The organism is Billgrantia desiderata, assembly GCF_900108215.1.
GTDB classification, from domain to species: Bacteria; Pseudomonadota; Gammaproteobacteria; order Pseudomonadales; family Halomonadaceae; genus Halomonas; species Halomonas desiderata.
Genome location: NZ_FNVC01000010.1, coordinates 104,872 through 125,520, shown reverse-complemented (window position 1 = coordinate 125,520; position 20,649 = coordinate 104,872). Strand labels below are relative to the sequence as shown.

Genomic DNA, 20,649 nt, shown 5'->3' with positions numbered 1-20,649 from the left:
AGCCTCAGTACGGGGCGCTGAAGCATGTTGCGCTATCCGCTGCGACTGAAGCTGGGGGCGGTGGCGGCCTTGCTGTTCTTCGCTGCCGCTTTGGTAGTCGTAGGGTTGGCGGCATGGCGTCAGGAGGAGTTGCATCAGAGCGTCATCGGCGATGCCGCCTGGCATGCCTACAAGCTCGATCGCGACATCATCCAGCTGCGCAGCGATCTGGTGCAGCAGGTCGGCAGCGCCCGCTCGCTGGATGCCCTGCGGCTGCGCTTCGAGCTGATCTACAGCCGGGTAAACCTGCTGCAGCGTGGCGATGTCAATCAGTTGCTGCAGCAGATCCCGGTGGCCAAGCGGCTGCTGCCGGACCTCGTCGTGCTCATGACCGACATCGACAGCCTGCTCGACGAAATCGACCAGTTGGGGCAGGGAGAGCGCTGGGTGTTGTCCGACCGGCTGGAGCGGGTCGGGGGACTGACCGAGCAGCTGATCATCGCCGTCAATGGCCACCTCGCCGAAGCGGCCACCCGCGACCGGGAGGCGCTGCAGACGCTGTATGCGCTGTTGCTGGCGCTGATCATGGCCATGAGTCTGGCGGCGCTGATGGTGGTGGTGTTTCTGGTGCGGGAGGCGCGCGACAATGCCGAGGCCCGGCGTTCTCTGGAGTCGCTGAGCCGCGAACTGCAAGCCACCGCGCATCGTGCCGAGGCTGCCAGTCAGGCCAAATCGGAGTTTCTGGCCACCGTGAGCCATGAGATTCGTACGCCGTTGAACGGCGTCATCGGCATGAGCGATCTGCTCATGGACCAGCCGATCGATCCGAAATCGCGAGAGTACGCCCGCACCCTGCATGTCAGCGCCGCACGGCTGCTGGAACTGATCAACGACATACTCGACTTCTCCAAGATCGAATCGGGCAAGCTGGAGCTCGAACGGCGCCCGATTCGCCTGACCACGCTGATCGGCGAGGCCTGCCGGCTGTTCGGACCGCACGCCGAAGCCAAGGGGCTCAAGCTCACGACGGCGGTGTCCTCGGCGCTGCCTGAGCACGTGATGGGCGATCCGGCCCGGCTGCGCCAGGTGCTGCTCAATCTGCTCTCCAACGCCATCAAGTTCACCGAACACGGTGAGGTCTGCGTCGAGGCGGCACTGAGCGAACAGGGGGAACTGGTGCTCGCCGTGAGGGATACGGGCCCCGGGGTCGCGCCGGAGAAGCAGGACTGGCTTTTCGAACCCTTTCGACAGGCAGACGCCTCGACCGCCAGGCGCTACGGCGGTACCGGACTGGGCCTCGCCATCTGCCGTCGCCTGACGGAAGCCATGGGCGGCAGAATCGGGGTCGACAGCGCCCCCGGCCAGGGCAGCCGTTTCTGGGTCGTTCTGCCGCTGGAAACGGTGGTTTCCAGCGAACCTGAGTCACCGGTGTTCCAACCGATTCTGGAACCTGCTGCTGGCGGGAAGGTGCTGTTGGTCGAAGACAACCCGGTCAACCAGCAGGTGGCTGTGGCGATGCTGGAACGCCACGGCTGTACGGTCAGCGTTGCAGACAGCGGCGAAAAAGCCTTGGAAATGGCTGGCCGTGAGCGCTTCGACATGATCTTCATGGACGTGCAGATGCCCGGCATGGACGGCCTGGAAACGACTCGTCGCCTGCGCTCGAGGGAAGGCTGGCTTGCCGAAGTGCCCATCGTGGCGATGACGGCAGGGGGGCCGGGAGCCGAGCGCGAGCGCTGCCTCACGGTCGGCATGAGCGGCTATCTCGCGAAGCCGCTGCGACGCGCTGAGCTGGCAGCGGCGCTGCGCCAGGGTCTGTCCGGGAAGGAGCAGGTCGAGGGTGTGGAAGAGCGCGCGAGTGCCGACATGCTGGATGAAGGGGTACTCAGGGAGTTGCGCGAGTCGCTGGGGCTGGAGGCGCTGGCCGCCTTGCTTGCGGTGCACCGCGAGCAATTGCAGCAGCATACCGAGAGCCTGGAGCAGGCATTCGAGCAGGGGGATCTGGCGGCACTTGCCGCGCGTGCACACCGGCTCAAGGGGGAGTCGGGCAGTCTCGGCGGGCGCAGGCTTGCCGACTCGGCACGGCGCCTCGAACTTGCCGCGCGCGATGAGCGGCATGACGAGGCAGCCGTCGAGCTTCGGGTCCTGCAGGCCAGCATCCCCGTCACCCTAGAGGCGCTGGAGAGCTGGCTGAGTGCCTGCCAAGACTGATGCGGCGTCTTTCGATACCGGGCGTCAGGCTTCGGGCTCGATGCGATAGAGCCCGCCGTCGCTCTCGTCGGTAAGCACGTAGAGCAGACCGTCGGGGCCCTGGCGCACGTCGCGAATACGACCCAGCTCGTTCTCCAGCAGGATCTCTTCATGGGCGATGGCTTCGCCATCCAGCACCACGCGATGGAGGCGTTCGGCGTAGAGCGCCCCGATGAAGAGGTTGCCCTGCCAGCCCGGGAACTCGTCCCCGGTGTAGAACGTCAGCCCCGAGGGGGCCAGGGTGTCTTCCCACACGTGTACCGGCGGCTTGACGCCGGGCGCCACCTCGCCGATACCGATGAACTCGTCGGTGTCGTATTCCCGTCCGAAGGAGACCTGAGGCCAGCCGTGGTTGCTGCCGGCCTCGGCGACGTAGAGCTGCTCGCCGCCACCGGAAGGGCCATGGTCGATGGCCCACAGCTCGCCGGTTTCGGGGTGCAGTGCCAGCCCCTGATTGTTGCGGTGGCCGTAGGAGAAGATCTCGGGACGCAGGTTGCCCGGCTCCGCCTCGATGAAGGGATTGCCTTCGAAGGCGCCGCCGTCCTCGTGCAGGCGAATGATCGAGCCACCCGGATCGGTGAGATCCTGGGAGGGGTAGCGAATGCCGCGGTCGCCGATGGAGAACATCACGCTGCCGTCGCCGGGAAAGACGATACGCGAACCGTAGTGACGGCCGGGTGCGGTGCGCGGCACCTGGGCATAGATGGTCTCGAGGTCGGTCAGCTCGCTGCCGTCGTCGCTCAGGCGGGCGCGGGCCAGCGCCGTGCCGGTGCCGTACTCGTCGTCGCCCATGACCGAGTCGTCGTCGCCGGGGCTGGAGTAGGTGAAGTAGATCCAGCCGTTGTTCTCGTAATCGGGATGCACGACGACATCCAGCAGGCCGCCCTGGTTGCCACCTTCGGGAGCGGTCTGCTGATCCTCTTCGGCATCGATCTTGGGCAGGTTGCCGACCTCGGTCACCTCGTCGCCATCGACTAGGTACAGGCGGCCCGGACGCGCGGTGATCAGCATCCGCTCGTCTGGCAGCCAGGCGACGGCCCAGGGGTGTTCGATACCGCCCACCACCTGAGTCACGGTCAGGGTGGCTTCTTCGCTCTCCACGCCGGAGGCCACCTCTTCATTGGTGACCTGGACGTCGGCGTGGGCGAGTCCGGCGAATGCCATGCCGCCGGTTACGGCGAGGGCGAGCGGGGTACGCGTAAAGCGTGGATGGGAAGGGGATCCGTATAGCCTCATGTCGCATTGCTCCTTGCAGGCGAGACAGAGAGAAACACTGACAAATGTCTGCGCGAACGAATCACTGCGTTGCGCGGTGCGCGGAATCCTCACATATACCCCATATGCTCCGGTTCCTGTGCTCCGTGCGCCTTGTGCTTCATCTCGCTCGCCAATTTGTTCAGCGCTTCCCCAGGGGAAGCGACGCCGTGAAGCGCCGGTCCCTAGCCAGCGTAGGAAAACCCACCGGGCTCCTCAAGTTGGGAACCGGGCCCAATGAAGGGGCGTTTCTCCCTCCAAAGTACCGTCTTGGCGAGACCTCACCAGTGCTTTACTGAGGTTGCCGTCGCCCATCGGCGCGGTGCCACTCGACACGACAACAACCCTGGAGGAACCGCCATGTGGACCAAGCCCAGCTTTCGTGACCTGCGCCTCGGCTTCGAAGTCACCCTGTACATTGCCAACCGCTGATCGATCGATGCCACGGGGCCGAGAGGTCCCGTGTTTCGGCTCCAGGAGAGTGCCATGCAGGTGCTGATACTCGGCTCGGCGGCGGGCGGTGGGTTCCCGCAGTGGAACTGCAACTGTCGCAACTGCCGCGACGTGCGTCTCGGCCAACCTGGCTTCGTGGCGAGAACCCAGTCATCCATCGCGGTGAGCATGGACGGCGAGCGCTGGCTGCTGTGCAACGCCTCACCAGACATCCGCGCCCAGCTCGGTGCCTCGCCGGCGCTCTTTCCCAGGCGTGGCCTGCGCCACACCGGCATTGCCGAGGTGCTGCTGGTAGATGCCCAGATCGATCACGTGAGCGGGCTGCTGTCGTTGCGTGAAGGGTGTCCGCTCGACGTCTGGTGCACGCCCAGCGTGCATGACGACCTCTCCAGCGGCTTTCCGCTGTTCCCCATGCTGCGCCACTGGAACGGTGGGCTCAACTGGCGCGAGATCCCGCTGGCAGGGGAGCGTGAGCGCTGCACCTTCCAGGTGCCGAGCTGCCCCGGGCTCGAGATAACCGCACTCTCGTTGAGCTCCAATGCGCCGCCTTATTCTCCGCGCCGTGGCGCACCGGCCACCGGCGACAATCTGGGGCTGCTGCTGCGCGACACGTTGACGGGCGGCGCGCTGTTCTACGGGCCGGGCCTGGGCGAGCCGAGCGAGGCGGCACGGGAGCTGATGCAGCAGGCCGACTGCGTGTTGGTGGATGGCACCCTGTGGCACGACGACGAGATGATACGCCTCGGCATCGGCCATGCCACCGGACGCGACATGGGGCATCTGGCGCTGGCCGGCGAAGCGGGCATGATCGCCGAGCTCGATGCGCTGCCGGAGACGACGCGGCGCATTCTGATTCACATCAACAACACCAATCCCGTGCTGGACGAGGCCTCCCCGGAGCGCGCCGTGCTGAACCGGCGTAGCATCGAGGTCGCCCACGACGGCATGCAGCTCATCCTGTAGCCGCCAGAAGTGTCGTCCCACGTCACAGACGACGACAAGACAAAACAAAACAACAAAGAGGGGCTCGCCATGAACGCCGTGCAAATATCGCCGACCACCGCACTCTCGCCCGAGGCCTTTCGTGAGGCCCTGATGGCCAAGGGTGCCTACTACCACATCCATCATCCTTATCAGATCGACATGGCAGAAGGGCGTGCCACGCCGGAGCAGATCCGTGGCTGGGTGGCCAACCGCTTCTACTATCAGGTGATGATCCCGCAGAAGGACGCGGCGCTGCTGGCCAACTGCCCGGATGCCGACACCCGGAGGCGCTGGATTCAGCGCCTGCTCGACCATGACGGACGCGATGAAGACGCCGGCGGCATCGAGGCCTGGCTGACCCTGGGCGAAGCGGTGGGCCTGACCCGCGACGAGCTGTGGTCGCAGCAGCACGTGTTGCCCGGCGTGCGCTTCGCGGTGGATGCCTACGTCAATTTCGTGCGCCGAGCGAGCTGGCAGGAGGGGGCGATCTCCTCGCTCACCGAGCTGTTCGCCCCCCTGGCGCACCAGAGTCGCCTCGATACCTGGCCGGGCCACTACCCCTGGATCGACGAGGCCGGCTACGGCTACTTCCGCAAGCGCCTGAAGGAGGCGCGCCGCGACGTCGAGCATGGCCTGGAGGTGGCGCTCACGGTGTGCACCACCGTGGAAACCCAGCAGCGAGCGCTGGAGATCCTGCAGTTCAAGCTCGACGTGCTGTGGAGCATGCTCGACGCCATGACCCTGGCCTATCAGCTCGGCCGTCCGCCCTACCACAGCGTGACCGAGCGGGCCGTGTTCCATCGGGGGCTGGCATGAGCCCGGAGGTGGCTCCGGCGCTGCGCCGCGGCTGGCGGCTGCAGTGGGAGCCCGCTCAGCAGCGTCACGTGCTGCTCTACCCCGAGGGCATGGTGCAGCTCAACGAGAGTGCCGGCGCCATCTTGGCGCTGGTCGATGGTCGGCGCCATGAGGAGGACATTGTGGCCGAGCTGGAGGCGCAGTTCCCCGGTGCCGCGGAGATCGCCGACGACGTGGCGGCGTTTCTCGCCGAGGCTGGGCGCCAGGGCTGGCTGGAGGCGGGCCCATGAGCCATGCCGCGTCCCCGCAAGCGATCGACCCGCCCCTGTGGCTGCTGGCCGAGCTGACCTATCGTTGCCCGCTGCAGTGCCCCTACTGCTCCAACCCGCTCGACTTCGCCCGCTACCGTGACGAACTCGACACCGATGCCTGGATCGACGTGCTGCGCCAGGCGCGGGCCATGGGCGCCGTGCAGCTCGGTTTCTCCGGGGGCGAGCCGTTGGTGCGGCGCGATCTGGAGGTGCTGGTCGCCGAGGCGCGGCGGCTCGGTTTCTACACCAACCTGATCACTTCCGGGGTGGGACTGGACGGTACCCGGATCGAGGCGCTGCGCGAGGCGGGGCTGGATCACATCCAGATCAGCCTGCAGGCCGCGGATGACGAGCTGGCCGCCGCCGTGGCGGGCTCGGCCAAGGCCCATGCCGCCAAGCTGGCCATGGCGAGGGCGGTCAAGGCGGCCGGCTATCCCATGGTGCTCAACGTGGTGCTGCATCGGCACAACATCGACGACACCGACCGGCTGATCGCCCTGTGCGACGAACTGGGGGCCGACGCCGTGGAGCTGGCCAGCTGTCAGTACTACGGCTGGGCCAAGCTCAACCGCGCCGGTCTGCTGCCGAGCCGTGCCCAGGTCGAGCGCGCCGAGGCGGTGACGCAGCGCTGGCGCGAGCGTCTCGCCGAGCGCGGGCGGGAGATGCGTCTGCTGTTCGTGGTGCCCGACTACTTTGCCGAGCGCCCCAAGGCGTGCATGGGCGGCTGGGGGGCGATCTTTCTCACCGTGGCGCCGGACGGCAGCGTGCTGCCGTGTCACAGCGCCCGCGAGCTGCCCATGGCCTTTCCCCATGTGCGCGACGGCTCGCTCGAAGAGATCTGGTACGCCAGTGAGGCGTTCAACCGCTTTCGCGGTGACGCCTGGATGCCCGAGCCCTGCGGCAGCTGCAGCGAGCGTCACCAGGACCACGGCGGCTGCCGCTGTCAGGCGTTCCTGCTCACCGGCGACCCGGCGGCCGCCGACCCGGTGTGCCGCAAGTCGCCCCGGCGCGAGCTGATCGACCGGGCCGTGGCCGAGGCCGCCGAGTCGGCCGGCGACATCGCGGCGCTGGTGCCGAGGCAGGCAAGGCATTCGCGCACCTTCTGGCGCGGCTGAGAAGATACCCGACCAAGGGCGAAGGGCGCTGGGGCAGGCCGGCTCGTACCATGACGGTAATGCGCCCGCGCGAGACGACGACATAACAAGAAACCGCTGATCTCAGCCGCGCCTCTGCCGGTCAGCGTCAAGGGAAGCGCTGGACAAATCGCCGAGCGAGGTGAAGCACAAGGCGCCCGGAGCACAGGAACCGGAGCATATGAGGTATATGTAAGGATTCCGCGCACCGCGCAACGCAGTGATTCGCTCGTGCAGGCATTTGTGCAGTGTTTCCCAAGCGGAGACCCGGTATGGCATCCAATATCAACGAGCTGCGCAAGTTCGTGGCTCCGGAGATCATCTTCGGCGACGGTGCTCGGCGCGCCGTGGCCAACTTCGTGGGCACCTTCGGCGCCGAGCGGGTGCTGCTGGTGTCGGACCCCGGCGTGGTGTTGGCCGGCTGGGTCGAGGAGGTGGAGGCGGATCTGGCGGAGCAGGGCATCTTCAGCCAGCGCTTCACCTCGGTCTCGCCCAACCCGAGGGCCGAGGAGGTCATGGCGGGCGCCATGGCCTACCGCGAGATGGGCGCCCAGGCCATCGTCGCCATCGGCGGCGGTAGCCCCATGGATTGCGCCAAGGGCATCGGCATCGTCGTCGCCCACGACGGCCACATCATCGACTTCGAAGGCGTCGACACCCTGCGGGTGCCCATCCCGCCGCTGATCTTCGTGCCCACCACGGCGGGCACCTCGGCGGACATCTCCCAGTTCGCGATCATCTCCGACCAGCAGCGGCGCATGAAATTCTCCATCGTCAGCAAGTCGGTGGTACCGGACGTCTCGCTGATCGACCCCCAGGTCACCCTGACCATGAGCCCCTTCCTCACGGCGTGCACCGGCGTCGATGCCCTGGTGCATGCCATCGAGGCTTTCGTCTCCACCGGCAGCGGACCGCTCACCGATGCCCATGCCCTGGAGGCCATGCGCCTGATCAATGGGCATCTGGTGGCGCTGGTACAGGCTCCCCACGACCTTGAGCTGCGTTCCCAGGTCATGCTCGGCAGCATGCAGGCGGGGCTGGCGTTCTCCAACGCCATACTCGGCGCCGTACATGCCATGTCGCACAGTCTCGGCGGCTTCCTCGACCTGCCCCATGGGCTGTGCAATTCACTGCTGCTCGAGCACGTGGTGGCCTACAACTTCGAGGCCGCGCCGGAGCGCTTCACCCGCATTGCCGAGACCCTGGGCATCGACTGTCGCGGGTTGAACAGCACACAGGTCAAGGCGCGGCTGATCGATCACCTGATCGAGCTGAAGCGGGCCGTGGGCCTGACGGGCAGCCTGGGCAGGCTCGGTGTCCACACCAGCGACGTGCCGTTCCTGGCCCGCCACGCACTGGAGGACCCCTGCATCCTGACCAATCCGCGCCGCTCCAGCCCCCGCGACGTCCAGGTGGTGTACGAGGAGGCGATGTGACGCGCCAAGCGACAGATAGCCGATGAAGAAGGCCGGCGACCCCGAGGGCTATTCGGTCAGTCAGCTGCTGGGCTTGGGTCAGCAGTCGGCGCGCAAGAGCTACTACCCCGAGCTGACGGCGCGCATGGCCGAGCTCGAGGCGGAGCGCAACCGCTACAAATGGCTGTTCGAGAACGCCCTGCACGGTATCTTCCAGGCCTCGCTGGGCGGACGCCTGCTGGCCGCCAATCCGGCGCTGGCGGCCATGCTCGGCGATGCCGACGTGGCCGCCACGCTGGCACGCTGCACGTCGCTGGAAGCGCTGTTCGCCGATGCCGAGGGATTCGACGAGGTCTCCCGCCTGTTGCACAGGCAGGGCCACCTGCAAGGCCATACCACCTGGCTGGCCGGCTGCGACGGCAGGCGGGTACCGGTGGCCCTGACCCTGCTGCGCAAGCCGGACCGGGGCGGCGAGATCCTGGTCGAGGGTTTCGTGGCCGACATCACCGAGCGCGAACGTGCGCGCCAGGAGCTGCTGGCGCTCAATGCGCGGCTCGAGGCTCGCGTGCGCGAGCGCACCCAGCGGCTCGAGCAGCTCAATGACGATCTGGCCGGCGAGGTGGCCGAACGCCGCCTGATCGAGGAGCAGCTGCGCGCCGCCCGTGACCTGGCCCAGGAGGCCAACCGCAGCAAGGACCGCTACCTGGCGGCAGCCAGCCACGACTTGCTGCAGCCGCTCAATGCGGCCCGGCTGCTGGTTTCCACTCTGCGCGAGCGTGCCCTCGACGCTGACGCCCAGCGCCTGGTCGACAGCATCCATCTCTCCCTCGAGGGCGCCGAGGAGCTGCTCACCGACCTGCTCGACATCGCCCGGCTCGACCAGGAGCGCATCCAGCCGCAGCGCGAGTGCTTTCCGCTCGCGCAGATGCTGTGCGGCCTGGTGGCCGAATATGCGCCGCGTGCCCAGCGCAAGGCGCTGCGCTTTCGCTGCGTGGAGAGCAGCCTGTACGTCGACAGTGACCACCGCCTGCTGGGGCGGGTGTTGCGCAACCTGCTCTCCAATGCCTGCCGCTACACCGACGCCGGCAGCGTACTGCTGGGCGTGCGGCGCCGCGGCGACGTCGTTTCCATCGAGGTGCACGACAGCGGGCCGGGCATTCCGCCGGATCAGCTGCGGGCGATCTTCGAGGAGTATCACCAGCTCAACGCCGAGCGGGCGCGTAACCGGCAGGGGGTGGGGCTCGGGCTGGCCATCGTCGAGCGCATTTGCCAGCGGCTGGGGCTGGCGGTGTCGGTGACCTCCACCCTTGGGCGGGGCTCGAGCTTTGCCGTCCAGGTGCCGATCTGCCGCCCGGCGCCTGCCCAGGCTGCCTCGTCGGCCGCCGCTCAGCCGGACAGCCCGCTGACGGGTCGGCGCATGCTGGTGGTGGACAACGACAGCCGCATCCTGATGGGCATGCAGGCCCTGCTCGAGCAGTGGGGCATGCGGTGCGACACCGCCCACGATTTCGACGAAGTGCTGGAGCAGCGGCTCGCGGCGCCCGACGTGCTGCTGGTGGATCTGCATCTCGATGCCGGAGAGACCGGCGACCGGCTGGTGGAGAAGCTGCGGCGGCACTGGCGGCAGCCGCAGCTGCCGGCGGTGGTGATCACCGCCGACCGCTCCGAGGCCTGGCGCCGCACCCTTGCGGAGTGCGGTATTCCGCTGCTGCACAAGCCGCTGCGACCCGGCAAGCTGCGTGCCGTGCTCAGTCAACTGATCGTGCGCCAAGAGAAGGGATGAGCGAAGCTACAACCTTGGTCGTAGCCGTGTAAGCGTGCTCCGGCACTCAAGTCCTATGTTGCTGCTTTGCATCAAGCCCTAGACTGAAAGCAGGATCCCTGCCTTGCTCGAGGAGTGCCATGTTGCCATTAGCGAAGTCGCATTACCGTGACCAGGCTTTGCCGGATGAGCCTCTGCGCGTGGCGCACTCCTTCGCCAGAGACCCCGAGCTGGCGGCCCAGTACCTGGCCAGCCGGCTGCTGCATCCCGACCTCGAGGGCGTGCTGTTCTTCTGTTCCGCCGAGCACGACCTGCCGGCCCTGGCCACGGCCCTGGAGGCGCATCTGGGGGGCGTCAAGCTGTGCGGCTGCACCACCGCGGGCGAACTTGGCAGCGACGGCTACTCGCGAGGCTCCATCGTGGCGGTGGGCTTCGACCGCCGGGCCTTTGCTCTCGACTATCGGCTGATCCGCGATCTCGACCGTTTCACTCTGCTCGACGCCCAGCGCATCACCGACCGGCTGATGGAGCACTGTACCCGTTCGGGGCTGGCGCCGCTCAAGGGCCACACCTTCGCCATGACCCTGCTCGACGGGCTCTCGACCTGCGAGGAGCAGGTGCTGCTGACCTTGACCTCGGTGCTGGCCGGGATTCCTCACTTCGGCGGCAGCGCCGGCGACGACAACCGCCTCACCGGCACGCACGTGTACGGCGAGGGCGCCTTCCATGACCGCGCCGCCGTGGTGCTGATGGTCAACACCGCGCTGGATTTCGAAGTGTTCTCGACCCACCACCTGCGCCCCAGCGGCGAGAAGCTGGTGGTCACGGCGGCCGATCAGGAGCAGCGTCGGGTGATGGAACTCAACGCCGAGCCGGCGGCTCTGGAGTACGCGCGACTGGTGGGCTGTACGCTGGAAGAACTGAACCCCGAGGTGTTCGCGCGTCATCCGCTCGCCGTGAGGCTCCACGACAAGACCTACGTACGCGCCATCCAGAGCGTCAATCCCGACCTCAGCCTGAGCTTCTACTGCGCCGTGGAGACCGGCATCGTGCTCACGGCCATGCAGGCGAGCGATCTGCTGACGGATCTCGACCGCGAAATCGCCGACATCGAAGGGCGCCTGGGGCCGGCGGAGTGCATCCTCGGCTGCGACTGCTTCCTGCGCCGCCTGGAGCTCGAGCAGGAGGGGCGGCAGCAGGCGGCCGGGGAGTTCTACCGCCAGCGCCGCATCCTCGGCTTCAACACCTACGGCGAGCACTACAGCGGCCTGCACCTCAACCAGACCTTCAGCGGGGTCTACATAGGACGCTCCCGTGGCGACCACTGAGCGCGAACGCGAGCTGGAGCGCCAGGTCGCCAAGCTTCAGCGCATCAATGCGGCGCTGATCGAGCGGGTCGAGTCGAGCAACCTGCCGCGTACCGCGCCCTATGCCGCCTTCGAGCATGCCGCCCTGCTGGCCGAGCAGGTGCGCGAGCGAACCCGCGCGCTCAACCAGACCCTGCATGAGCTGCGTGCCAGCAACCGCCTGCTGGGCGAGGCGCGGGAGCGGGCCGAGCAGGCCAACCAGTACCTGGTCGATGCCATCGAGAGCATCACCGACGCCTTCGTGCTGTTCGGTGCCGACCAGCGCATTCGTCACTACAACAGCCGCTTCGCCGAGTTCTGGCGGCCGGCAGGCATCGAGGTACACGCCGGCATGACCCTGGAGGAGCTGCGCCGGCTGGCGCTGAGCTCGGGCTTGGTGGTCAGCGAGCAGCTCAAGCAGCGCCAGGGGCGCACCGTCTATCAGCTTCACGACGGGCGCTGGGTGCAGGTCAACCAGCGGCCGATTCGCGGCGGGGGCAGGGTGTTCCTCTACGTCGATATCACCGAGCTCAAGCGCCATGAGCACGCCGAGCGCGAGCATGCCCTGGCGCAGAAGTCGCGTCTGCTGCAGGCCACCCTGGACAGCCTCTCCCAGGGGGTTGCCGTGGTCACCCCTCAGGGCCAGTTGGAGATGCACAACCAGCGCTTCTCTCAGCTCACCGGTCTCGCGGGGCTGACGCTGCCGCTGGCGCTGACCGAGCTGAGCCGCGCCAGCGAACTGGTCGACCCCGCCGATGGGCAGGCCGTGCTGGCCGCCTGCGAGCGCCGGCTCAGCGACGGCCGCGTGGTGGAGGTACGCGGCCACCCCATGCCGGGCGGCGGTCAGGTGCTGACCTACACCGACATCACCGAGCGCATTCGCCAGGCCGAGGCGCTGGCCGAGCGGGAACGCTGGATCCGTACCATCACCGACCACGTGCCGGCGATGATCGCCTACCTGGATCGCGAGCTGCGCTACGTGTTCACCAACCGGGTCTACGAGGAGTGGTACGGCTGGCCCCACGACCTGCTGCTGGGTTCGGCGCTCGGCGACCTCCATTCGGCGGAGCATTGCGCGCGCCTGATGCCCTACCTGCAGCGGGTGCTGGCGGGGGAGCGCATCAGCTTCGAACTGCCCGAGCAGAATGCCGAGGGCGAGCACCGGGTGCTGCTGCGGGCCTACGTGCCGCACCGGGACAGCGATGGCAGCGTGATCGGCTTCTTCGTGCTGATCCGTGACATCACCGAGCAGCGGCGCACCTCCGAGGCGCTGCACCATGCCTATCAGAACCTCGAGCAGCGAGTGCGGGAGCGTACCGCGGAGCTGACCCGGGTCAACGCCCAGTTGCGCGAGGAGATCGAGGAGCGGCTGGCCGCCGAAGGCCAACTGCGCGAGGCCAAGACCGAGGCCGAGGCGGCCAACCTCTCCAAGACCAAGTTCCTGGCAGCGGTGAGCCATGACCTGTTGCAGCCGCTCAATGCGGCCCGGCTGTTCGTCGGTGCCCTGGTGGAGCAGGAGATGTCGCCGGCCAATCAGGAGCTGATCCAGCAGGTGGGCCATTCGCTGAAGGACGTGGAGGCGCTGCTCGGCACCCTGGTCGACATCTCCAAGCTGGATGCCGGCGTGATCACTCCCGAGGTCGCGCCCTTCGCCATTCGCGACCTGCTCGACGGCCTGGCGCGGGAGTATCGCCAGGTGGCCGCCAGCGAGGGTCTGGAGTTCCACTACGTGCCGTCGTCGGCGCTGGTCAGCAGCGACATCTCGCTGCTCGCCCGGGTGATCCGCAACCTGCTCAGCAACGCCGTGCGCTATACCCCTCGCGGCCGCCTGCTGCTGGGCTGTCGGCGGCGCCGGGAGGGGCTCGAGATCCAGGTACTCGATACCGGCTGCGGCATCGCCGAAGAGGAGCGCGAGCTGATCTTTCAGGAGTTTCGGCGTCTGCCGGCGGCGGCCAACGCGCGGGATCGCGGCCTGGGTCTCGGTCTCTCCATCGTCGACAAGATCACGCGCATGCTGCAGCAGCCGGTGCGGGTGGCGTCGCGGGTCGGGCACGGCACCCTGTTCGGTGTGACGCTGCCCTACGCCCAGCGCGTCGAGGCCGGCGAGCGGCGTCAGCCCGTAGGCTGCGTGGCCGGTCGCGAACTCGCCGGACGGCGGCTGTGGGTGGTGGACAACGATCCTTCCATCTGCCTGGCCATGCGCCATCTGCTGGAACGCTGGGGCTGTCAGGTGGTGGTCGCCGAGAGTGAGGAGCGTCTCGCCGCGCGGGTGAACCTGGCCGACGGCGAGGCCGATGCCCTGGTGGTCGACTATCACCTCGACCACGAGCGCAGCGGGGTGGCGCTGGCGGAGCGCATCAACGAACTACGTCAGGAGCCGCTGCCGGTATTGGTGATCACCGCCGATCACAGTCGCGAGCTGCGCCAGCGGGTGCGCGAGCTGGGCTTCCAGCTGCTCAACAAGCCGGTCAAGCCGCTGCGCTTGAGAACCACGTTGCAGCAGCTGCTGGCGGAGACTCCACTCGAATTCGTCGAGGAAGCGGATCAGGGCTTGCGCAGATAGCGGCTGAAGTCGATGTCGCTGGCCGAGAGAATCGCCTGGACTCGGTTGCTCACGCCGAGCTTGCGCAGGATTGCCGAGACGTGGGCCTTGACCGTGGTCTCGGCGATGTTGAGGTTGTAGGCGATCATCTTGTTGGATTCGCCGCGGGTCATGCGTTCGAGCACCTGGATCTGCTTGCGGGTCAGGGTCTCGAGCTGTTCGGCGCTGATGCTGCGCTCGTTCGGCTCATGAGCCCGGGCGGCACTGGCACGCATGATCTCCGAGGGCAGGTAGATGTTGCCCTCCAGTATCTGGGCGATGGCCTTGATCAACTGCTCCTTGGGCGAGGACTTGGTCAGAAAGCCGACCGCCCCGCAGGAGACCGCCTGCAGCATGACGTTCTTGTCCTCTTCGGCGGAGATGATCGCCACCGGAATGGTAGGCGCCTCGTTGCGCAGCTGCAGCAGACCGGTGAGGCCGCTCATGCCGGGCATGTTGAGGTCGAGCAGGATCAGGTCCAGGTCCTCCTCGTCGGCGGTCACGGCGAGGGTGGCGTCGAGGTCCGCCGTTTCCAGCAGCTCGCTGCCGGGAAAGCCGTCGCCGACCACCCGGGCGATGGCCTCGCGAAACAGCGGATGATCGTCGGCGATCAGGATACGGTAGCTGGGGGCGTGGTCGTGCATCTTGTCGTTATCCTTGTAGTCGTACGTCGTGGGGCCTGGCGCCCAGTAGCGGCGAATGGCGGCGGGCGCGGGGCGGCGCTCTCCAGCGGCTGGCCGTCCGCCTCCCAGCTGTCGATACCGTCACGATACCAGTAAAGACGCTGGTAACCCGCCTCGGCCAGGCGCTTCACCGCATTCCAGGAGAGCCAGCAATCCGAACGGCACAGCACCACGATGGGATGGTGCGGGTCGCCGCCGCTGGCCGCGCCGACCTCGTCGAGCAGGTAGCCCACCCAATCGTGCCGGCTGTAGTACCAGTCGTCGTCGAGATGACCGAGCCCGGTATTGGGCAGCCACAGCGCGCCCGGGACGGAGCGGTGCGGCTCGCTCTGCAGAAAGCGGCCATGGCGAAAGGTGAGGTTGATCACGTCGATGGCCAGCGCGGGGGGGCTGGCGCCGAGCAGCTCGACCACCGCCGCGGTGTCTACCGTCTCCGCGCCCGGTGCGGTGGCGGGAGTGGGGCTGCGATAGCGGTCGATGCGATAGCCCCGCTCCGAGAACAGCAGCGGATCCTCGCCCGGGGCGGCAGCACCGGAAGTGGCCGGGCAAAGTACCGCCAGCAGCAGGGCGGCCAGTATCCGCTTCGCTATCCTCATGCCGTGCTTCCTGTGGCCTCATAGCGCTATGGGACTCTCTTTTGTCGTAAGCCGGAATTGCACCTTTGTCGCGAAGCGTAAAGCACGAAAGTACTATTCTGCCGCGACAGGCAGCTCCTTAGTCTGAAGACATGAAGACACCGAGCCTTGCCAAGTTCCTGCCGCTGGCCCGCGCTGCGCTGCTGCTCGCGCTGCTGGTCGCCGCCGACAGCCTGCGCGCCGAGCCGCCGCTGCTGCGCCTCAGCGTGCTGCAGTTCGGCACCGCCCACTGGGAGTTGGACCATCTGCAGCGCCACGGCCTCGACCGGGACGAGGGCTTCGTGCTCGACGTGCGCCTGGTGGCCAATCTGCCGGCCTCGCGCATCGCCGTCTCCAGCGGCGATGTGGATGGTGCCGTGGTCGATCTGACCTGGGCCCAGGCGCGGCATGTGGCGGGGCACTCCTACCGCTATCTACCCTATTCCTCGCAGATGGGCGACGTGCTGGCCGCCCCCGGGGCGTCCATTCACGATATCGAGGACCTGCGCGGCAAGCGCATCGGCGTGGCCGGTGGCCCCGACAGCAAGGGCTGGGTGCTGCTGACCCGAGCGGCACAGGCCCGAGGCATGGCACTGGAGCGTGAGGCGCAGGTGCAGTTCGGCGCGCCACCGCTGCTGAGCCAGGCCTTTCGCCGCGGGCAGTTCGACGTGCTGGTGACCTTCTGGCACTTCGCTGCCGAGCTGACCGCCGCCGGTGAGGCCGACGTGGCGCTGCCCATGGACTCGCTGCTGGCCAGTCTGGACATTCCCACCGGCTTGCCCATTCTGGGCTACGTCTTCCATGACTCTTGGGCCGACGACCATCAGGCATTGGTGGCCGGCTTCGCCCGCGCCGTGGCGCGCACCAAACGGCAACTGCGCGACGACCCCGACCACTGGGAGGCGCTGCGCCCGCTGATGCGCGTAAACGACGACGCCCACTTCACCGCGCTGCGCCAAGGCTACCTGCAGGGCATTCCCGAACCGCTGGACGAGGCACGGGTGGCGGCGCTGCAACGGCTGCTGGTCATGGCCGGCAGTGCCGCGGAGGAGGTGATGCCCGCCCGGCTCTTCGTGCTCGAACCGGGCGGCGTGCCATGAGGCGCTCGGCGCTCGCCTGCTGGGTGGTCCTGCCGCTGCTGGTGGGGCTGTGGGGCGTGCTGGCCTGGCAGTTGGACACCTCCCTGCTGCCCTCGCCGGCGGCGGTGCTCAACACCCTGCAACGGGAGGCGGCCAGCGGCGAGCTGCAGCGCCACCTGGCCGTGACCCTGCAGCGGGTCGCGCTCAGTTTCCTGCTGGCGATGGCCTTCGGCAGCCTGATCGGCATCGCCATGGGACGCCTGGCCTGGCTCGATGCCCTGCTGGACCCGCTGCTGGTGCTGCTGCTCAACCTGCCGGCGCTGGTGCTGATCATCCTGCTCTACGTCTGGTTCGGGCTGGTGGAGGCCGCGGCGATCCTGGCAGTGGTCATCAACAAGGTACCCAACGTCGCCGTCACCTTGCGCGAGGGGGCGCGCAGTCTCGATCCGAGGCTGGAGCAGATGGCGCGTGTCTACGGTTTTTCTTCCCCCATGCGCCTGTGGCACGTGTGGCTGCCGCAGCTGTTTCCCTACCTGATGGCGGCGACCCGCGGCGGGCTGGCGCTGATCTGGAAGATCGTGCTGGTGGTCGAGCTGCTGGGGCGCTCCGACGGCGTCGGCTTCCAGCTGCATCTGGCGTTCCAGGTCTTCGACGTGGCCGGACTGCTGGCCTACAGCCTGGCGTTCATCGCCATCGTGCAGCTGATCGAGCTCGGTCTGCTGCAGCCGCTGGAGCGCCGCGCCACACGCTGGCGCCGTACCGGAGTCGAACATGCCGGAGCCGAACATGGCTGAGTTCGACGTGCCGGCGGGCCACGCCATCCTGGCGCCCATGAGCCTCAAGGTGGCGCCGGGCGACCATATCTGTCTGCTCGGCCCCTCCGGCATCGGCAAGACCACACTGCTCAACCGCCTGGCCGGCCTGGAGCGGGGCCAGCCGCGGCCGACGCTGCGCATCGGCTATCTGTTTCAGGAGCATCGCCTGCTGCCCTGGCGCACGCTGCGCGACAACCTGCGCCTGGTCGGGGTCGGCCGCGACCAGGTGAAGCCGCTGCTGGCCCGGGTCGGGCTGGAGCAGGCCGCCGACCGCTACCCCGATCAGCTGTCGCTGGGCATGGCCCGGCGTGCCGCCCTGGCACGCTGCCTGGCCATGCGCCCCGATCTGCTGCTGCTGGACGAACCCTTCGCCTCTCTGGACCCGCACCGCGCCGACGAGCTGAAAGGCTTGATCCGCATGCTGCTGAAGCAGTTTCCCGCCATGGCCATGATCTGCGTGACCCACGAGGCGCGTGACGCCGAGGCGCTGGCCAATCGCATCTGGTATCTGGCGGGGCGCCCCGCCCACCTGCGCTACGATGCCCGGCTCGATGCCGAGGCCCACGCCGGGCTGGCCCGGCGCCTGGATGCGCTGGGGCGCCAGGCGTCCGGCCAGGCGAACGGAGAGCCCCTCTCTATCGACAGTTAGGCGCTCTTCGCCCCAGGCTTAGTTGATGCGCATGCCAAGTAGCCTGGTCCGCTGCGGCCGAAAGCCGCCGATTGCCAGCGTGGCCAGCACCAGAGTGGTGGCAAGCGTGATGGTGGCCGCCTCGCCGTTCCACTGCAGATAAAGCGCGAAGCGCAGCGTCTCGACGGCGTGGGTGAAGGGGTTGAGCAGACACAGCTGATAGATCCAGGGGCTGGCTTCCTGCATGCGCCATAGCGGGTAGAGCGCCGAGGAGAGAAAGAACATCGGGAAGATGACGAAGTTCATGACCCCGGCGAAGTTCTCCAGTTGCTTGATCCAGGTGGCGATCAGCAGGCCCAGCGCCCCCAGCATCAGCGATGCCAGCAGCAGCGCCGGTAATACCGCCAGGTAGCCCTCGAGCGGCGAGCGCACGCCGACGCCCCAGCGGGCGATGAGCAGGAAGACGTATACCTGGGCGACCGAGACGCTGCCCATGGCCAGCAGCTTGGTCAGCAGCAGGAAGGGGCGCGGCAGCGGGCTGGTGAGCAGCACCCGCATGGAGCCCAGCTCACGGTCGTAGACCATCGAGAGCGCGCCCTGCATGGAGTTGAACAGGATGATCATGCCGCACAGCCCGGGCACGATGTAGGTCTCGTAGGTGATGTAGGTCACATAGGGCGGGATGATCGACACTCCCAGCACCATGCGAAAGCCGGCGGCGAACACCACCAGCCACAGCAATGGCCGGACCAGGGCGCTGGCGAAGCGCGTACGCTGCTGCCAGAAGCGCAGCCATTCGCGCTTCTGCACGCCCACAAAGCAGTACCAGTAATCGCGCAGTGTCATGCCACGGCCTCCCGGGTCAGGCTGTGAAAGGTCTCGGTCAGGCTGGTACCGCCATGGCGGCGGCACAGCGCCTCGCCGGTCTCGTCGGCCAGCAGCCGGCCGCGGTGCAGTACCAGCACTCGATCCCCGTCGCCGACTTCCTCGATGAGGTGGGTGGCCCACAGCACGGTGAGGTCCCGTTCGCGACACAGCTCCCGCACGTGGGCATTGAGTGCCGTTCGACTGTCGAGGTCGAGCCCGGCGGTGGCCTCGTCGAGCAGCAGCAGGGCGGGGCGGTGCAGCAGGGCGCGGGCGATCTCCACGCGGCGGCGGTGGCCGCCGTTGAGCCGGCGCACCGGCGTGCGGGCATGGGCGTCCAGCCGCTGGCGCTCGAGCTCTTCGGCGCAGCGCCGGCGGGCCTCGCGTGGTGACATGCCGTGCAGGGCGGCGTGATAGAGCAGGTTCTGCATCACGTTGAGATCCAGGTCCAGGGCGTTCTGCTGAAACACCACGCCCATATGGCGCATCACCGCGGCCGGCTGGCGCCGGAGCGAGCGGCCGCCCAGCAGCAGATCGCCCTGCTGCAGCGCAAGCAGTCGCGTGAGCAGGCCGAACAGGGTCGATTTGCCGGCGCCGTTGGGGCCCAGCAGGGCGTGGAAACGGCCGGAGGCCAGCGTGAAGCTGACCTCCTGCAGGACGGGATCGTGTCGGTAGCGATAGCCGATACCGAGGGCTTGCACGTTCATGACTGGGTTCCCGAGGTGATCTTCACTCCCCAGGGGAAGCGGCCCACGTCGATGCTCTTGATCACCTCCAGCTTGTCCACGTCGATCACCGAGACATCGCCGCTCACGCCGTTGGTGGTGAGCAGTGTCTTTTCATCCGGGCTGAGCGCCACCTGCCACACCCGGGCGCCCACCAGCAGGTAGTCGAGCACCTCGAAGGTCTGGGCATCCACCACGGCGATATGGTTGGCGGGGCCCAGGGCGACGAAGGCGTAGCGGCCGTCGGAGGTGAGCTGGATGCCCACCGGCTGAACCCGGTCCTGATTCACCCCGGGAATGCGGAAGTCGATGGTGTGGATCTCTTCGAGACTCTCGACGTCGATGATGTGCACGGTGCCGCCGATTTCCGCCGAGGCCCACAGCAGGGCGTCGTCACGGGTGAACTCCACGTGGCGCGGGCGGGAGCCGATGACGATGTTCTTCTCGATCTCGAAGGTCTCGGTGTTGATCCAGTGCAGCATGTTGGAGGTCTCGCTGGTGTTCACCGCCCAGCGGCCGTCGTGGCTCACCCCCATGCCTTCGGGCTCGATGCCGACCTCGATCTGGGCCAGCACGCGCTTGGTTTCCACGTCGAGCACGGTGACCAGGGCATCGTCCTCGTTGGCGATGTAGAGATGCCGCCCGTTGGGGTGCAGGGCGAACTGCTCCGGGTCCTCGCCGGAGGGCAGGGTATCGATGACGCGGCGTGTGGCCAGGTCGACCACCTGAACGGTGTCGTCGTCGCTGGCGCAGACATAGAGCAGGCTCTCGTCGGGGGAGAGCAGGATGCCGCGTGGGCGCTGGCCGACGGGGAAGGTGTCCACCACCTCCAGAGTGGCCATGTCGATCACCGAGATGGTGTGATCGCGCTCGTTGGAGACGTAGGCCAGACTCTGGGCCCACAGCGATGAGGAGAGGCCAAACATCAACACGGCGGCGGCAAGACGGATGGGGAGTTTCATTGTTCTGCTCCTGTAG

19 protein-coding genes are annotated in these 20,649 nt (G+C 67.6%); 13 read left to right on the top strand and 6 right to left on the bottom strand.

The window, feature by feature from the left end; genetic code table 11:
- The first annotated feature begins 24 nt into the window (after positions 1-24).
- Positions 25-2,190, top strand: a complete 2,166-nt coding sequence (locus C4S71_RS11290; protein WP_103969172.1) for an ATP-binding protein — start codon at positions 25-27, stop codon at positions 2,188-2,190.
- A gap of 24 nt (positions 2,191-2,214) precedes the next feature.
- On the opposite strand, the gene C4S71_RS11285 is transcribed toward C4S71_RS11290, so the two are convergent.
- Positions 2,215-3,465 carry a PQQ-dependent sugar dehydrogenase gene (locus tag C4S71_RS11285; protein WP_103969171.1) on the bottom strand — a complete coding sequence of 417 codons (1,251 nt, stop codon included), beginning with the start codon at positions 3,463-3,465 and terminating at the stop codon, positions 2,215-2,217.
- A 378-nt stretch (positions 3,466-3,843) separates the two neighbouring features.
- Here C4S71_RS11285 and pqqA point away from each other — a divergent pair, with 378 nt between their 5' ends.
- The 9 genes from pqqA (at position 3,844) to C4S71_RS11240 (ending at position 14,245) form a co-directional block, all read left to right on the top strand.
- Positions 3,844-3,915 (top strand): pyrroloquinoline quinone precursor peptide PqqA, encoded by a 72-nt coding sequence (gene pqqA / locus C4S71_RS11280; RefSeq protein WP_010627037.1) that lies wholly within the window; start codon positions 3,844-3,846, stop codon positions 3,913-3,915.
- A 54-nt stretch (positions 3,916-3,969) separates the two neighbouring features.
- A complete protein-coding gene (gene pqqB / locus C4S71_RS11275) occupies positions 3,970-4,899 on the top strand; it encodes a pyrroloquinoline quinone biosynthesis protein PqqB (RefSeq protein ID WP_103969170.1) in 930 nt (309 codons plus the stop codon).
- Between the two features lie 69 nt (positions 4,900-4,968).
- Positions 4,969-5,736 (top strand): pyrroloquinoline-quinone synthase PqqC, encoded by a 768-nt coding sequence (gene pqqC, locus C4S71_RS11270; protein ID WP_086510131.1) that lies wholly within the window; start codon positions 4,969-4,971, stop codon positions 5,734-5,736.
- The gene (gene pqqD / locus C4S71_RS11265; RefSeq protein WP_086510130.1) at positions 5,733-6,005 is read left to right on the top strand and encodes a pyrroloquinoline quinone biosynthesis peptide chaperone PqqD; all 273 of its coding nucleotides are present in this window, start codon (positions 5,733-5,735) and stop codon (positions 6,003-6,005) included. The genes pqqC and pqqD overlap by 4 nt, the downstream gene beginning before the upstream one ends.
- Positions 6,002-7,141, top strand: a complete 1,140-nt coding sequence (gene pqqE / locus C4S71_RS11260) for a pyrroloquinoline quinone biosynthesis protein PqqE (protein WP_103969169.1) — start codon at positions 6,002-6,004, stop codon at positions 7,139-7,141. Before pqqD ends, pqqE begins: the two co-directional genes overlap by 4 nt.
- A gap of 290 nt (positions 7,142-7,431) precedes the next feature.
- Positions 7,432-8,595: an alcohol dehydrogenase-like regulatory protein ErcA gene (ercA, locus tag C4S71_RS11255; RefSeq protein ID WP_086510128.1), complete on the top strand. Its 1,164-nt coding sequence runs from the start codon at positions 7,432-7,434 to the stop codon at positions 8,593-8,595.
- Between the two features lie 22 nt (positions 8,596-8,617).
- Positions 8,618-10,357 (top strand): PAS domain-containing hybrid sensor histidine kinase/response regulator, encoded by a 1,740-nt coding sequence (locus C4S71_RS11250; RefSeq protein ID WP_200825281.1) that lies wholly within the window; start codon positions 8,618-8,620, stop codon positions 10,355-10,357.
- A 119-nt stretch (positions 10,358-10,476) separates the two neighbouring features.
- Complete coding sequence (gene nosP, locus C4S71_RS11245) at positions 10,477-11,664, top strand: nitric oxide-sensing protein NosP (RefSeq protein ID WP_103969168.1); 1,188 nt, start codon at positions 10,477-10,479, stop codon at positions 11,662-11,664.
- Positions 11,651-14,245, top strand: a complete 2,595-nt coding sequence (locus tag C4S71_RS11240) for a hybrid sensor histidine kinase/response regulator (protein ID WP_103969167.1) — start codon at positions 11,651-11,653, stop codon at positions 14,243-14,245. The genes nosP and C4S71_RS11240 overlap by 14 nt, the downstream gene beginning before the upstream one ends.
- Here C4S71_RS11240 and C4S71_RS11235 read toward each other — a convergent pair.
- Positions 14,227-14,907 (bottom strand): response regulator, encoded by a 681-nt coding sequence (locus C4S71_RS11235; RefSeq protein ID WP_103969166.1) that lies wholly within the window; start codon positions 14,905-14,907, stop codon positions 14,227-14,229. The two genes, C4S71_RS11240 and C4S71_RS11235, sit on opposite strands and share 19 nt — an antisense overlap.
- Positions 14,874-15,542, bottom strand: a complete 669-nt coding sequence (locus C4S71_RS11230; protein WP_103969165.1) for a rhodanese-like domain-containing protein — start codon at positions 15,540-15,542, stop codon at positions 14,874-14,876. Before C4S71_RS11230 ends, C4S71_RS11235 begins: the two co-directional genes overlap by 34 nt.
- 131 nt (positions 15,543-15,673) lie before the next feature.
- On the opposite strand from C4S71_RS11230, the gene C4S71_RS11225 reads away from it, so the two are divergent.
- From C4S71_RS11225 to C4S71_RS11215, 3 genes are read left to right on the top strand one after another with little or no spacing between them, the layout of a single operon-like run.
- Positions 15,674-16,660 (top strand): ABC transporter substrate-binding protein, encoded by a 987-nt coding sequence (locus C4S71_RS11225; RefSeq protein WP_200825280.1) that lies wholly within the window; start codon positions 15,674-15,676, stop codon positions 16,658-16,660.
- Positions 16,657-17,433 carry an ABC transporter permease gene (locus C4S71_RS11220; RefSeq protein ID WP_103969164.1) on the top strand — a complete coding sequence of 259 codons (777 nt, stop codon included), beginning with the start codon at positions 16,657-16,659 and terminating at the stop codon, positions 17,431-17,433. Before C4S71_RS11225 ends, C4S71_RS11220 begins: the two co-directional genes overlap by 4 nt.
- On the top strand, positions 17,426-18,103 hold the full coding sequence (locus tag C4S71_RS11215) for an ABC transporter ATP-binding protein (RefSeq protein WP_103969193.1): 678 nt from the start codon (positions 17,426-17,428) through the stop codon (positions 18,101-18,103). The genes C4S71_RS11220 and C4S71_RS11215 overlap by 8 nt, the downstream gene beginning before the upstream one ends.
- An 18-nt stretch (positions 18,104-18,121) precedes the next feature.
- Here the strand turns inward: C4S71_RS11215 and C4S71_RS11210 are convergent, their stop codons facing one another.
- From C4S71_RS11210 to C4S71_RS11200, 3 genes are read right to left on the bottom strand one after another with little or no spacing between them, the layout of a single operon-like run.
- Entirely contained in the window at positions 18,122-18,928 is an 807-nt protein-coding gene (locus C4S71_RS11210; protein WP_103969163.1) for an ABC transporter permease, read from the bottom strand.
- Positions 18,925-19,653, bottom strand: coding sequence for an ATP-binding cassette domain-containing protein (locus tag C4S71_RS11205; protein ID WP_103969162.1), 729 nt, complete (start codon positions 19,651-19,653; stop codon positions 18,925-18,927). Before C4S71_RS11205 ends, C4S71_RS11210 begins: the two co-directional genes overlap by 4 nt.
- A complete protein-coding gene (locus tag C4S71_RS11200) occupies positions 19,650-20,633 on the bottom strand; it encodes a YVTN family beta-propeller repeat protein (protein WP_086510120.1) in 984 nt (327 codons plus the stop codon). The genes C4S71_RS11205 and C4S71_RS11200 overlap by 4 nt, the downstream gene beginning before the upstream one ends.
- Positions 20,634-20,649 lie beyond the last annotated feature (16 nt).

What these genes read in the sequence shown, in the direction of transcription:
- nosP (WP_103969168.1), top strand. Translation starts at nt 10,477, where the DNA reads ATGTTGCCATTAGCGAAGTCGCATTACCGTGACCAGGCTTTGCCGGAT.
- C4S71_RS11230 (WP_103969165.1), bottom strand. Translation starts at nt 15,542, where the DNA reads ATGAGGATAGCGAAGCGGATACTGGCCGCCCTGCTGCTGGCGGTACTT.
- C4S71_RS11225 (WP_200825280.1), top strand. Translation starts at nt 15,674, where the DNA reads ATGAAGACACCGAGCCTTGCCAAGTTCCTGCCGCTGGCCCGCGCTGCG.
- pqqC (WP_086510131.1), top strand. Translation starts at nt 4,969, where the DNA reads ATGAACGCCGTGCAAATATCGCCGACCACCGCACTCTCGCCCGAGGCC.
- C4S71_RS11220 (WP_103969164.1), top strand. Translation starts at nt 16,657, where the DNA reads ATGAGGCGCTCGGCGCTCGCCTGCTGGGTGGTCCTGCCGCTGCTGGTG.
- ercA (WP_086510128.1), top strand. Translation starts at nt 7,432, where the DNA reads ATGGCATCCAATATCAACGAGCTGCGCAAGTTCGTGGCTCCGGAGATC.
- C4S71_RS11235 (WP_103969166.1), bottom strand. Translation starts at nt 14,907, where the DNA reads ATGCACGACCACGCCCCCAGCTACCGTATCCTGATCGCCGACGATCAT.
- pqqB (WP_103969170.1), top strand. Translation starts at nt 3,970, where the DNA reads ATGCAGGTGCTGATACTCGGCTCGGCGGCGGGCGGTGGGTTCCCGCAG.
- C4S71_RS11290 (WP_103969172.1), top strand. Translation starts at nt 25, where the DNA reads ATGTTGCGCTATCCGCTGCGACTGAAGCTGGGGGCGGTGGCGGCCTTG.
- pqqD (WP_086510130.1), top strand. Translation starts at nt 5,733, where the DNA reads ATGAGCCCGGAGGTGGCTCCGGCGCTGCGCCGCGGCTGGCGGCTGCAG.
- C4S71_RS11285 (WP_103969171.1), bottom strand. Translation starts at nt 3,465, where the DNA reads ATGAGGCTATACGGATCCCCTTCCCATCCACGCTTTACGCGTACCCCG.
- C4S71_RS11200 (WP_086510120.1), bottom strand. Translation starts at nt 20,633, where the DNA reads ATGAAACTCCCCATCCGTCTTGCCGCCGCCGTGTTGATGTTTGGCCTC.
- pqqE (WP_103969169.1), top strand. Translation starts at nt 6,002, where the DNA reads ATGAGCCATGCCGCGTCCCCGCAAGCGATCGACCCGCCCCTGTGGCTG.
- C4S71_RS11210 (WP_103969163.1), bottom strand. Translation starts at nt 18,928, where the DNA reads ATGACACTGCGCGATTACTGGTACTGCTTTGTGGGCGTGCAGAAGCGC.
- C4S71_RS11215 (WP_103969193.1), top strand. Translation starts at nt 17,426, where the DNA reads ATGGCTGAGTTCGACGTGCCGGCGGGCCACGCCATCCTGGCGCCCATG.
- C4S71_RS11250 (WP_200825281.1), top strand. Translation starts at nt 8,618, where the DNA reads ATGAAGAAGGCCGGCGACCCCGAGGGCTATTCGGTCAGTCAGCTGCTG.
- C4S71_RS11205 (WP_103969162.1), bottom strand. Translation starts at nt 19,653, where the DNA reads ATGAACGTGCAAGCCCTCGGTATCGGCTATCGCTACCGACACGATCCC.